General features: G+C 37.4%; 10 protein-coding genes. 6 read left to right on the top strand and 4 right to left on the bottom strand.

Going from position 1 to position 13144, the window contains the following annotated elements; genetic code table 11:
* Window positions 1–470: 470 nt before the first annotated feature.
* Window positions 471–815, top strand: a complete 345-nt coding sequence (locus AC4G3K_RS00050) for a PTS sugar transporter subunit IIA (protein ID WP_491132032.1) — start codon at window positions 471–473, stop codon at window positions 813–815.
* 482 nt (window positions 816–1297) lie between these two features.
* On the opposite strand, the gene AC4G3K_RS00045 is transcribed toward AC4G3K_RS00050, so the two are convergent.
* Complete coding sequence (locus AC4G3K_RS00045) at window positions 1298–1549, bottom strand: alpha/beta-type small acid-soluble spore protein (protein WP_491132031.1); 252 nt, start codon at window positions 1547–1549, stop codon at window positions 1298–1300.
* A gap of 116 nt (window positions 1550–1665) precedes the next feature.
* Here AC4G3K_RS00045 and AC4G3K_RS00040 point away from each other — a divergent pair, with 116 nt between their 5' ends.
* Both AC4G3K_RS00040 and AC4G3K_RS00035 read left to right on the top strand, forming a co-directional pair.
* Window positions 1666–2421: an exodeoxyribonuclease III gene (locus AC4G3K_RS00040; RefSeq protein ID WP_491132030.1), complete on the top strand. Its 756-nt coding sequence runs from the start codon at window positions 1666–1668 to the stop codon at window positions 2419–2421.
* A gap of 358 nt (window positions 2422–2779) precedes the next feature.
* On the top strand, window positions 2780–3151 hold the full coding sequence (locus tag AC4G3K_RS00035; protein WP_491132029.1) for an iron chaperone: 372 nt from the start codon (window positions 2780–2782) through the stop codon (window positions 3149–3151).
* A 244-nt stretch (window positions 3152–3395) separates the two neighbouring features.
* Here AC4G3K_RS00035 and AC4G3K_RS00030 read toward each other — a convergent pair whose 3' ends face one another.
* Together AC4G3K_RS00030 and AC4G3K_RS00025 are read right to left on the bottom strand one after the other, a co-directional pair.
* Complete coding sequence (locus AC4G3K_RS00030) at window positions 3396–4667, bottom strand: MFS transporter (RefSeq protein WP_491132028.1); 1272 nt, start codon at window positions 4665–4667, stop codon at window positions 3396–3398.
* 661 nt (window positions 4668–5328) lie between these two features.
* Window positions 5329–5418: a hypothetical protein gene (locus tag AC4G3K_RS00025; RefSeq protein ID WP_491132027.1), complete on the bottom strand. Its 90-nt coding sequence runs from the start codon at window positions 5416–5418 to the stop codon at window positions 5329–5331.
* Window positions 5419–5825: 407 nt separating this feature from the next.
* On the opposite strand from AC4G3K_RS00025, the gene AC4G3K_RS00020 reads away from it, so the two are divergent.
* The 3 genes from AC4G3K_RS00020 (at window position 5826) to AC4G3K_RS00010 (ending at window position 11675) form a co-directional block, all read left to right on the top strand.
* A complete protein-coding gene (locus AC4G3K_RS00020; protein WP_491132026.1) occupies window positions 5826–6644 on the top strand; it encodes a pyruvate, water dikinase regulatory protein in 819 nt (272 codons plus the stop codon).
* Window positions 6644–9307, top strand: coding sequence for a pyruvate, phosphate dikinase (gene ppdK, locus AC4G3K_RS00015; protein ID WP_491132025.1), 2664 nt, complete (start codon window positions 6644–6646; stop codon window positions 9305–9307). Before AC4G3K_RS00020 ends, ppdK begins: the two co-directional genes overlap by 1 nt.
* 202 nt (window positions 9308–9509) lie before the next feature.
* Window positions 9510–11675 (top strand): ATP-dependent Clp protease ATP-binding subunit, encoded by a 2166-nt coding sequence (locus tag AC4G3K_RS00010; RefSeq protein ID WP_491075201.1) that lies wholly within the window; start codon window positions 9510–9512, stop codon window positions 11673–11675.
* A 58-nt stretch (window positions 11676–11733) separates the two neighbouring features.
* Here AC4G3K_RS00010 and AC4G3K_RS00005 read toward each other — a convergent pair.
* A protein-coding gene (locus AC4G3K_RS00005) for an IS3 family transposase (RefSeq protein WP_491132024.1) occupies window positions 11734–13091 on the bottom strand; the annotation gives its coding sequence in 2 pieces (ribosomal slippage) (window positions 11734–12623 and window positions 12623–13091; 1359 coding nt in all).
* Window positions 13092–13144: the final 53 nt, after the last annotated feature.

The raw sequence follows: 13144 nt of genomic DNA, 5'->3' as shown, positions 1-13144 counted from the left end.
GTTAAAGTAGATGATTAATGGAGGGCTGAGACCTTCCTTTTTTCATTATTGCCAAATAAATAAGATGCCATATTAGCCATGTGTATCCTTCTGAAACTGCACAGTGTTTACAGAGAGTTAAATAGACGCCGGATCTAAAGCACAGTATTTAATTGATGATTATCCTATTCGTTAAATTTGGAACCACTAGATAATAGTAACTCAAACGAAGGATTTATAATTATATTTAAATATTAATAACGAATGCTGATGACTATGGAATTTAGAACGTGTTAAATATCTGGTTAGTAAAGCCTTTAAAAGGGGTATTGTTTTATTATCATCACGGATGAGTATTAGACTATGGAACACTAAATGGAAATTCTAATCCGATACGTATTAAGTGTATGAAACTATAGATGAGCATAGTGGAGAATCAGACACGAGGACTGCCGGCTTATAAAAGATCAAATCTAAAGGATGGAGGGAAAATGATGAATGAAATAGAAATATTCAGGTTAATTCTCCATGGTGGAGACGGTCGGAGTTGTGCGATGGAAGCCATTGCTGCAGCGAAGCACGGAGATTATAACTTGGCTCACCAAAAATTGAAAGAATCAACAGATGCCATTCTAATGGCTCATCAGTCGCAAGTTTCTTTAATACAGAAAGATACAGACGGAGAAATCATGAATGTATCACAATTGATGGTACATGCACAGAATAGTTTGAAGAAAACCTTGACAGTTAAGAATATGGCTGCTGAGTTCGTAGAATTTTATGAAAGCAGCGAGTTACATTCCAGAAATGATAAAAGGATTTATAATAATGCATGAGGAATTACCTGTGAAGGGATTATGGTTTATTAATAAATTAAAGCTGACAAAGAAAAACTGGTAATAGTAGGAGCGTTGCCAACTAAAAAAGCAAGATTACCTATACGTATTTACTTACCTTTTAATCGAAGTGTAGCTATAAAGACGCTTATTTTTTACAACAAGCTGTCAATTTATAAGGGATTAAGGGAAGTTTATCTTATGACAGCATTGTTGAAATCATCTGTATGATTACAAAATAAGGTCTAAACCAGTAGAAATTGATGATCTTTCGATAGCGTCTGAAAATTGGTGTACTAAATTAAAATCATGTGAGAGTGAGACAGCAATTAGGGAGATAAAAGATTGGCTGTAATTGCGTTAACGAGCAATAATCTTGTACCATCGAGTAAGTTAATAAAATTATTGGAAAAACTGTCGCACTCATTATTCAGCAATTATTATTCTCCACATAGCTATTTTGAAGCCTGAGAGGCTTTTTTTTAATGCCTTAATAAATTTTTCTTTGCTAATTTAGTTAATTCCTTCACCATACTTCCACCGAGTTTGCCGCCGATTTTACCGGCATCTACCGCAGCCATTCGACCATTATAGCCTTCATTCAGGGGAATGCCAAGATCTTTAGCTACTTCATATTTAGCTCTGTCCGGATGGTTAGTATGTGCCACTTTTGCTTTTAGTTGATCTAATTGTTCTCTTGCCTCAGGTACTAAAATCTTTCTACGTTTTGCCATCGTTAATCACTTCTCCTTTCCCATTAAGGTGCCCAAAGGGTCATTCATCTACTCGATTTGTTATAATGAAAAATGAATACAAAAGATAGAAATTTAGCAGGGGGATCAGTTAAGGCATGAAATTTGTTTCTTGGAATGTTAATGGGATAAGAGCTTGCGTTGGAAAAGGGTTTTTGGACACTTTTAAAGAATTAAACGCTGATATTTTTTGCTTGCAGGAAACCAAACTGCAGGAGGGCCAGATTAATCTTGAACTCGATGGTTATTATCAATACTGGAATTATGCCGTTAAAAAAGGATACTCAGGCACTGCAATTTTTTCTCGTCAAAAACCTTTATCGGTTAAATACGGAATAGGAAATGATGAGTACGATGTAGAAGGCAGAGCTATCACATTGGAATTTGACCAATTTTTTATTGTAAATGTATATACACCAAATTCACAGCGTGACCTGGCGAGGCTTGGGTACCGTTTGGTTTGGGAAGATTTACTGTATGCTTATTTACATGAGCTGAATCAAGAGAAACCTGTTATTTTAACTGGGGATTTAAACGTCGCTCACTCTGAGATTGACTTGCGAAACCCTAAATCAAATAAAGGAAATTCTGGCTTCACAGACGAGGAACGCGGTAAAATGACAGCTTTATTGAATAGCGGATTCGTAGATTCATTCCGATTTCTCTATCCTGATAAAACAGAGATGTATAGCTGGTGGTCGTATATGAGTAAAGTACGTGAAAGAAATATTGGTTGGCGGATTGATTACTTTATTGTTTCACAATCAGTCGCAGAACTGATTACTGAGGCAGAAATCCATACATCGATTATGGGAAGTGATCACTGTCCAATTTCTTTAGAAATGGATTTTTGAGTAGGTTGGCACTAAACATTTGGCTATCCTTATCGACGTAGAACTAGTAATTAACCAACAGGAAGTTAGAGGAACAAAGTGCCTGGCTAGCTCCATACAGAGGTTAAAGATTATTTACCCTAATAGGAGTTTAGGAAGGTAAGAACGGTAATTCTAAAGAATATATTAAAGGTATAAACATGGCAGATTTATCGTACTTCTCTGTTGAAGTGTCCCATATATAAAGTATGGGGCACTTTACACAATCAGATAAGGATAAGGTTTAGTTGTAGAGCGTGTATGACAAATTTATATGTAGTTTAACGATGATGTGTTTAAGAACTTTTCGAAATCTATAAATTTTTTGGGAGGGAATAACATGGGAGTTTTTTCTGATTTTTTAGGAGGGATAGATAACTCATCCCAACGAGACAAAACAGAGGATGTGTTTACTTGGATAAAAAATAAATATCCCAATTTAAACACTGAAATTAAATGGAATCAACCGATGTTTACAGATCACGGAACCTTTATTATTGGCTTTAGTGTTTCTAAGAAACATTTAGCTGTCGCCCCTGAAAGTGTAACGATAACCCATGTAGAGGATGATATTGTAAAGGCTGGCTATGACTATACAAAGGAGCTGATAAGAATCCCTTGGAACGTACCAGTAGATTATACACTGCTTGATAAAATGATTGAATTTAATATTTGGGACAAGGTAAATTGTTCTACTTTTTGGAGGAAATAAAAAATAAAGTCACTATTACTGTAGACGAGAAGAATTGCCTAAACAGTGTAAATGCCTCATTTCATACACTGCATCTGTATAATTGGTAAAAAGTACATAATAAAAGACCTCAAATAGGTGAGGTCAATTAAATGTAGGGTTTACGAAAGAATTTGAAGAATCTCTCTAACATCTTCTAATTAAGCTTCTTATTCTATCCTCTCTTATATCTTTTATATAAAAAAGATTTTATGCTCTTCAGTCTCTATAATTTAGCAGAAACAGTAGGGGCATGATGTGCTGTATTCGGTACTCGAAGCATAAACAGACCGCCAATGATAAATAGGATTACTAAACTTAGTACACCAATATTTGTATTTCCAGTAATTTGCGTTGTAATCCCCATTAAAAATGGCCCTGTAATCGCTGCAAATTTCCCGAAAATATTATAAAAACCAAAAAATTCATTTGAAGACTCTTTCGGTACTAATTTAGCATAATAGGAGCGGCTTAAAGCCTGAATCCCGCCCTGTGATGTACCAACCAGGATAGCCAATATCCAAAAATCAAGCGCTGATGTAATAAAATAAGCATAGATACAAATAAATGTGTAGATGGCTATCCCGACCAATATCATAGTTTTTTCGTTGTATTTAGCTGCCAATCTGGCGTAAGCAATAGAGAAGGGGGCAGCTATGACTTGCGTGACAAACAAGACAATTAATAGGGTAGTTGAGCTAAAGCCTAAATCAGATCCATAAGCAGTGGACATCGTGATTATGGTATGCACACCGTCAATATAAAAAAAGTAAGCAATCAAGAAGATAAACAAATTGCGATAGGTCCGAATATTTTGAAAGGTTGCACTCAGACGTTTGAAGCTCATCCGGATTGGATTTGGTACACGCTCGATAAAATAGGTTTGTTGTACGTTCTTAAGCATCGGAATGGTAAATAACCCCCACCAAAGGGCTGTGATAATAAAAGAAGCCTGCATCGCTACAGTCACCGATAAAGGAATGATTTCCTGTTGCGCAAGTAGGGTAAGGGCAATCCCAATGATAAAGGGAATGGTACTTCCGATATATCCTAATGCGTATCCGTGCGCAGAGAGCTTGCTCATCTTTGTGTCATCTGTTACATCGACCAAAAAAGCATCGTAAAAAATATTGGCGCCAGCAAAGCCGATCGATGTGATGATATAGCAAACCAATAAAATGATCCATTGATTGAAAGGAACGATTGCCAGCATTAACGTAAAAAGAGTACCAAGAGAGAAAAAGAAGATAAAGAAACGTTTTTTATACCCCTTAAAATCAGCAATCGTCCCCAGTAAGGGAGCGAGGATAGAGACCAATAGAGTCCCAATTGAATTGGCATATCCCCAATAAGCAGTTGAAGTGGCACTCGATATTTCGGCGGCATCGGCTGCTGCTTTAAAATAAATGGGAAAGATGGCTGTAACAATCACGATTGAATAGGCTGAATTAGCCCAATCGTATAAAGCCCAACTTTTTTCTTGTTTTGTTAAACTCATTGTCTTCCTCCTTTGTTCATAAGACTGAATAAATGCTTCTATGACTTTATCCGTCTGTATCTCCAAGTTAAATCCTATTATTTTGACTAATGTAGGACCAATGTCTACAAGCTACATATCAGATATAATCTGTCCACTTTGAAGTTCTTTACCGGATGCCAAAAAACAGTCTGTAATCCGGTTTTTGAGGAGAATATCTATGTGCTGTCAATGTATGTCTTGTTCACTATTCACATCTTCCGCGCTTATATGTTTAATGTAAACGCCTTCAAATGATTCCATAAAATAAAATCCTTTTCTTGCTTTCAGCATGAAAGTACAGTTAGGATCAGCCCCCATTTAATCTGCTTAGGAACCAGTCAATATTTGTTCAATCCCGTTGTCATCGTTCTCCTTTATTTTGGTTAATAGCATCCGTACCCTTTCATAAGTTAATTTGTCTTTTTTATCTTTTAGGTAAATATATGCCGATCCGTCACAGGATTTACACTAAGCCTTCCAATTTAGCCAATTTCCTTTTTTCTTAATATGTTTAAGATTTTCTTGATTAAACTGAGTGTTTATTTGTATTGATTTATTCTCGTCTAATGGGCTGTGATCACCCAAAACAATCAGAGGTGTTTCTTTTGATAGATGATCTGTACCAATATCAATCAGGAGATTACCTGCCTGGCTGCATAAATGTATAGTTTATAGTTCCGTGTTTTTTGGGGTAATTACCTGTGATGATGGATGTACAAGGATAGGTCAATGATGGGTATGTAGTTTGAACATGGGGTGCATAAGAGCCTGACTTGAGTAAAAGTGAAAGGGTTTATATTTTCGGTAAATCCAATGCAGATAAGCAATCAAAGGATCTCACAATCATCCGTTTTGTTAAGGCGTTCATAGATACCTCCATTTCTCGTTTAACTTTATTGTACTATTGTGGAGTAAATTGTATAGATTATTTTTTAAAATTTACTTAAAATTAAGATATATTTAAATATAAAGAGGCATTATGCCCTAAATACTTGAGGGAAATAAAATGTTATATACTGAATGTCTAAATAGTATGTAATAATTGTTTTATTTTCCATATAATTGGTGATACTATTAAGTTATCCTAATCATAATAATTTGATTTTTTGTTAATTTGGTTATAGAAGGAGTGGGCCGATGGATACCATGGAAATAGTATATGTCATATCTGACTCTGTTGGTGAAACAGCAGAATTTGTAGTAAAAGCGGTTGCTACGCAGTTTAATGTTGGACAAGTAGAAATCAGAAGAAATTCATATGTGAAGAGTGAAGAAGATATCGATGAAATTATAAATTTAGCAAAACAGCATTCTTCAATTATTGCGTACACACTTGTTATTCCTGCATTAAAAGAGCATTTGGATTCGCGGGCAAAAGAGGTGAATGTGGTAGCCATTGATCTGTTATCTCCATTAATAAATGCTTTTGAAGAAAAATTCCGTAAATCTGCTACCCATCGATCGGGCCTAACAAGACAATTGGATGAGGATTATTTTCGTAAAGTGGATGCAGTTGAATTTGCAGTCAAGTACGACGATGGCAAAGATCCAAGGGGTCTTTTAAATGCTGATATTGTGTTAATTGGGGTTTCAAGAACCTCAAAAACTCCATTATCCATGTATTTAGCGCATAAAGGATATAAGGTGGCCAATGTGCCGTTAGTTCCAGAAGTTTCACCGCCTGATGAGTTATTTAAAATTAAAAGAAGTAAATGTATTGGTTTGATTATTACTCCTGATCAATTAAATGCTATCCGTAAAGAACGGCTAAAATCATTAGGATTAACCTCTCAATCTAGCTATGCCAGTTATGAGCGGATATTAGAGGAGTTGGATTATGCAGAAAAAATTATGAAAAGAGTCGGCTGCCCTATCATTAATGTTTCCAATAAAGCTATTGAAGAAACAGCGAGTATTATTCTGGATATTTTAAAAGGTGAGAGGAGCTATGCATGATGACTAATTACGTTTATCTCTTTAACGAAGGAAATAGTGATATGAAAGAATTACTGGGTGGAAAGGGGGCAAATTTAGCTGAAATGACGAAAATTGGTCTTCCTGTACCATTCGGATTCACCATCAGTACAGAAGCCTGTAACGCGTATTATGAAAATGAAAAACAAATTACTGAAGAAATGGAACAGCAAATTCTCGAAGCGCTGTATAGCCTAGAACAGAATACGGGTAAAAAACTTGGCGACCCAAGCAATCCACTCTTAGTTTCTGTCAGATCAGGATCCGTTTTTTCAATGCCTGGTATGATGGATACGGTATTAAATCTTGGGATGAATGATCAAACGGTTGTCGGTATGGCAGAGTTAACAGGAAATGCACGTTTTGCTTATGACTCTTATCGCCGTTTCATCCAAATGTTCAGTGATGTTGTTCTTGGAGTGGATGGATTTTATTTTGAGCAATTGCTTGAGGATGTACGTGAACAAAAAGGGTATCAAAATGATCCCGAATTAACTGCCGAGGACTGGATGACTGTTATTGAAGGATATAAAAATATTGTTAAAAAGCATACGAAACAACGTTTCCCTGAAGACCCACGCCAACAAATGTTTTTAGCTGTAAAGGCAGTCTTTGATTCCTGGAATAATCAGCGGGCAAAAGTATACCGACGTCTAAATAAGATACCTGGACATTTAGGAACAGCAGTGAATATTCAAAGTATGGTTTTTGGGAATATGGGGGAAGATTCCGGTACCGGAGTAGCATTTACCAGGAATCCATCAACCGGAGAGCATGTACTATATGGGGAATATTTAATTAATGCCCAGGGAGAAGATGTTGTTGCAGGAATCAGGACACCACAGCCTATACATACTTTAGCGAGTGACATGCCCGAAGTTTACGAACAATTCGTGAATACATGCAAGCAACTCGAAAAACACTATTTGGATATGCAGGATATAGAGTTCACGGTTGAACGTGGCCAATTATATATTCTTCAAACACGATCAGGTAAACGTACAGCACAGGCAGCTATCAGAATTGCGGTCGAGATGGTGCAGGAACAAATTATTGATAAGAACACGGCTTTAATGAGAGTGGATCCGGAGCAATTAGATCAATTGCTTCATTCCCGAATCGATGACACATATGTACGGAATCAATTAGCTAAAGGCCTTCCAGCATCACCGGGAGCTGCTACAGGCATTGTTGTATTCGATGCCAATGAAGCTGAAAGTTTAGCGAATGAAGGACAAAAAGTTATTTTAGTCCGACCTGAAACGACACCTGATGATATTCATGGAATTATTGCTTCCCAGGGCATAGTCACAAGCCGCGGTGGAATGACCAGTCATGCTGCAGTGGTTGCCAGGGGGATGGGAAAACCATGTATATGCGGCTGTGAACCTGTAAAGATTGATCTGAGAGAAAAACAATTCAGTGTGGGCGATACAGTCGTAAAACATCATGATACGATTACAATCGATGGTTCTACAGGGGAAATCATGCTTGGAGAGATTCCAATGATTGATCCGGAATTATCGGATGAATTTCGTACGTTATTATCATGGGCGGACGAAGCACGAAAACTTGGAGTACGTGCAAATGCCGATAATCCGGAGGATGCTAAAAAAGCTCTTGAATTTGGAGCTGGCGGTATTGGATTATGCCGAACGGAGCATATGTTCATGGATGCTAAACGGGTTCCGTTTGTTCAACAAATGATTCTTGCTGATACGATAAGTGAAAGAAATGAAGCGTTAAAGCACTTATTGCCAATGCAGCAAGGGGATTTTGAAGGGATTTTTGAGGCTATGCAAGGAAATCCGGTAACAATCCGTTTATTAGATCCTCCTTTGCATGAATTTTTGCCGGATAAAGAAGAATTACTTATACAGGTGACAAAGCTTCAGATCACAGATCCAGATTCTGAGGAATTAGTTAAAAAAGAACAATTATTAAAAAAGGTTCGTCAATTGGATGAGTTCAACCCGATGCTCGGACACAGAGGCTGCCGATTAGGGATGATTCATCCGGAAATATACGGAATGCAAGTAAAAGCCATTTTTTATGCGATTGCCAACTTAATGGACCGCAGTATACCGGTTCAACCTGAAATCATGATTCCGCTGGTTGGCCATGTAAATGAATTAAAACAAATGCGCAAGTTAGTGATTGACAGAGCGGTTCAGGTGGAGGAAGAAACGAATAAAACATTCAAATACACAGTTGGCACCATGATTGAAATTCCAAGAGCAGCACTCACTGCCGATCAAATTGCCGAAGAGGCAGATTTCTTCTCATTTGGTACTAACGACTTAACTCAAACAACATTTGGATACAGCCGGGATGATGCGGAAGGGAAGTTTTTACAAACTTATATAGAAGATAAAGTCCTGCCAGAAAATCCTTTTGCCGTCCTTGATCAGGAAGGTGTGGGAAAGCTGGTTGAAATGGGCGTGAAATTGGGCAGACAAACAAAACCAGACTTGAAAACAGGCATATGCGGGGAGCATGGCGGTGAGAAAATTTCTATAGATTTCTGTTATAAAACGGGTTTGGATTATGTAAGTTGTTCTCCTTACCGCGTTCCATTGGCACGGCTGGTAGCAGCGCAGGCAACCTTGCGATACGATGAGGTAAAAGAAGCTGTTACAAATTAAATAGATTACAATCAAGGAAGCGGTTGAGTGCCGCTTCCTTATTATATGGAATAAAAAATAGACAAATGGGTATAAAATAGTTGAAAGTCAAAAAAGGTCAGAGTATAATGGTATTAAGGTCAAAGATAGTCAAAGTCAGATTGACCAATTTTAAATTTAATTTTGAAAACTTAATTCGAGTAATTAAAAGGAGGAGACATTTATGGTTTGCGAAAAATGCCAACAAAACCAAGCAACTGTACAGATGCAAATACGGGTGAATGGACATCAGGAAAATCATCATTTGTGCTCTTCATGCTATAAAGAGGAACGCAATAAATTAGGGGCTCAAATGAGCGGAATGAATTTCAATTCATTTAGTCCTTTTTCACTTGATTCATTTTTTAAACAAAACAATGGAGATTCATTTATGTCAGGAATGCCAGGTTCAATGGATCCGACTAATCAAAAACATGTTAAAACACAGACGCAGCAGTCTCATGGCGGAGGATTACTTGATCAATATGGCCGCAACTTAACTCATAATGCAAGAGCTGGATTAATTGATCCAGTTATCGGACGTGAGGAAGAAGTGAAACGTGTCATTGAAATTTTGAATAGGCGTACTAAAAATAACCCAGTCCTGATCGGTGAGCCTGGTGTAGGTAAAACTGCGATTGCGGAAGGACTTGCACTTAAAATCGGAGAGGGAAATGTACCGCTTAAACTGAAAGATAAAGAAGTGTATCTTCTTGATGTGGCTTCTCTGGTATCTAATACAGGTATCCGCGGTCAATTTGAAGAACGGATGAAGCAACTTATTGCTGAATTGCAAGCAAGAAAAAATGTCATCTTATTTATTGATGAGATTCATCAGCTTGTTGGTGCCGGTTCTGCCGAAGGCTCTATGGACGCAGGGAATATACTAAAACCGGCGCTTGCCCGTGGAGAATTACAATTGGTCGGTGCAACAACATTAAACGAATATCGTCAAATCGAAAAAGATGGAGCGCTGGAAAGGCGTTTCCAACCTGTAATGGTTAATGAGCCAACCACTGATGAAGCCTTGCTCATATTAAAAGGATTGAAGGAGAGATACGAATCCTACCATTCCGTTGAATATAGTGATGAAGTGTTGGAAGCAGCGGTCGAACTGTCACACCGATATATTCAGGATCGTTTCTTGCCGGATAAAGCGATTGATCTAATGGATGAAGCTGGTTCAAAATTGAACCTGACTATTGAAAATCACGGTGAAGAAGCAATAAAAGAAAGATTGGCACAAATTTATAAAGAAAAAGAACAGGCCTTAAAAGCAGAAGCATATGAACAGGCAGCGAAACTTCGTGATGAAGAAGAAAAACTGGAAAATATGCTTAAAACAGGTACTGGTGAGAAACCAAAAGTTACCGTTCAGGATATTCAGCACATCATTGAACAAAAAACAGGTATCCCAGTTGGTAAACTGCAAGAAGATGAGACCGTTCGAATGAATAAGCTTCAAGAGGAACTTACCAACAAAGTAATCGGCCAGGAAGAAGCCGTTAAAAAAGTAGCTAAAGCCGTTCGTCGGAGCCGTGCAGGATTAAAAGCCAAGAATCGTCCAATTGGTTCATTCTTATTTGTCGGTCCGACTGGAGTTGGGAAGACTGAGCTATCAAAAGCATTGGCAGAAGAATTGTTTGGCACAAAAGATTCGATGATTCGTTTAGATATGAGTGAATATATGGAAAAACACAGTGTTTCAAAATTAATCGGTTCACCTCCTGGATATGTTGGACATGAAGAAGCTGGCCAATTAACTGAGAAGGTCCGCCGTAAACCATATTCCATTATCCTATTGGATGAAATTGAAAAAGCGCATCCAGATGTAATGCATATGTTCTTGCAAATCCTTGAAGACGGACGTTTGACAGACAGTCAGGGACGCACAGTCAATTTTAAAGACACTGTTATTATCATGACAAGTAACGCAGGAGTCAGTGAGAAAGTTAAGAAAGTTGGGTTCGGTGCAGGAGGAGTAGAGGAGGAAGTTTCAATCCTTCAATCTCTAGGCAGCTATTTTAAACCCGAGTTCTTAAACCGTTTCGATAGCATCATTGAATTTAAATCTTTAACAAAAGAGAACTTAATTGAAATTGTGGATATTATGCTTGCTGAGTTATATGAAATGCTTGACCATGAAGGATTAAACCTGACAGTAACAGATGAAGTAAAAGAGAAGCTGGCTGATCTTGGATATAATCCTGCCTTTGGAGCACGTCCTTTAAGAAGGGTCATTCAGGAACAACTTGAGGATGGAATTGCAGACTGTGTCTTTGATCACCCCGATAAAAAGACATTTAAAGCAGAAGTAATTGAAAACCAGATTAAAGTAACAGCAAGTTAATAAGAAGCAAAAAGCCTCCTACCAGTTGATCTGACCCAAGAAAGTTAGACATATGTATTTAGGCTACTTCAAGGACCTGAGTTCGGTATTCCACCGGGCTTAGGTCTTTTAATTTTGATTTCATTCGTTTGTTATTATAATAGTAAACATATTCTGCCAGCTCTTTCTCAAAATGCTCCATACTTTCGAATTCTTGTAGATAAAGTAGCTCGGATTTTAATAAGCCAAAGAAATTTTCTATGACTGCATTATCTAAACAGTTGCCCTTACGGGACATACTCTGTGTAATCTTATGTTGTTTTAATGTTCGTTGATATTGTTTCATTTGATAGTGCCACCCTTGGTCCGAATGAAGAATGACTTCATCACCAGGTTGAAGACGAGTTATTGCTTGTTTTAACATATCGTCTACCAACTTATACACCGGTCGGCTCATCACCGAATAGGCAATAATTTCACCGTTACACAGATCTAGTACTGGCGATAAATAACGTTTCTCACCAAATAGATGAAATTCTGTCACGTCTGTTACCCATTTCTCATTCATGTTTTCTGCTTTAAAATTCCGTTGTAAAATGTTTGGTGCAATTTTTCCGACGTTTCCCTTATAAGAACGGTATTTTTTCATTCGAACTTCGCATTTAATGCCCATGGTATTCATCAATCTATTAATTGTTTTTGGATCATGATTAAAACCATATTTCTTTAATTCTTTAGTTATTCGACGATACCCATAACGCCCTTTATGTTCGTGATAAATGGAATGAATAGCAGCTTTTACGTTGGCGTATTTATCATCACGACTCAAATGCTTTTCCCAGTAATAATAAGTGCTGCGTGGAATATCGGCGACTTTGATTAACTCCACCACTTCATAGATTTCCTTTAGTTCATAAATTACTTGCGCTTTGATTTGGTTGGTAATTTTTCTTGCATTTGAACTAAAGTGTTTAACTTTTTTAAATACGCATTCTCCATTTCCAGTTGCTTTATACGTGCTTCAAGTTCTTCTACAGATCCTTCTGCCGGTACAGGCTTCATTGTTTTTTTCGTGTTCTTTTTCATGGATGTTTGCCCCTTTTTCTTAGAAACAAGGGCATCATAACCGCCAATTTCAAACTTCTTCTTCCAATTTCGAATCATGCCCGGAGATGAAATGTTAAATATCGCAGCTGTGTCAGTTGAAGATGTACCTGTTTCGTTCATATAATTTAGTACACTTATTTTATACTCAGCAGAATAGTTTGTATAGGGTTTTAAGAATGCCTCTTTACCGTTCGCTTGATAAAGGCGAACCCAGACACTCATAACCCGTGTTGTAACACCAATATCTTTCGCAATTTCATTCATGCTTTCATATCCATTTACATAACGTTGAACCGCTTGGATTCTTTGTTCAACAGTTGATTTTGCCATAAAAAAACCCCCATAAAAATTAGATTAGTGTCTAACTTTTACGGGGCAGTTCA

The sequence above is a fragment of the Bacillus sp. z26 genome (assembly GCF_058313635.1).
This window is presented reverse-complemented; position numbering and strand designations above follow the sequence as displayed.

Bases quoted from the DNA above. Each gene is read 5' to 3' on its own strand.
- AC4G3K_RS00050 (WP_491132032.1), top strand. From the start codon at position 471: ATGATGAATGAAATAGAAATATTCAGGTTAATTCTCCATGGTGGAGAC.
- AC4G3K_RS00045 (WP_491132031.1), bottom strand. From the start codon at position 1,549: ATGGCAAAACGTAGAAAGATTTTAGTACCTGAGGCAAGAGAACAATTA.
- AC4G3K_RS00040 (WP_491132030.1), top strand. From the start codon at position 1,666: ATGAAATTTGTTTCTTGGAATGTTAATGGGATAAGAGCTTGCGTTGGA.
- AC4G3K_RS00035 (WP_491132029.1), top strand. From the start codon at position 2,780: ATGGGAGTTTTTTCTGATTTTTTAGGAGGGATAGATAACTCATCCCAA.
- AC4G3K_RS00030 (WP_491132028.1), bottom strand. From the start codon at position 4,667: ATGAGTTTAACAAAACAAGAAAAAAGTTGGGCTTTATACGATTGGGCT.
- AC4G3K_RS00020 (WP_491132026.1), top strand. From the start codon at position 5,826: ATGGATACCATGGAAATAGTATATGTCATATCTGACTCTGTTGGTGAA.
- ppdK (WP_491132025.1), top strand. From the start codon at position 6,644: ATGACTAATTACGTTTATCTCTTTAACGAAGGAAATAGTGATATGAAA.
- AC4G3K_RS00010 (WP_491075201.1), top strand. From the start codon at position 9,510: ATGGTTTGCGAAAAATGCCAACAAAACCAAGCAACTGTACAGATGCAA.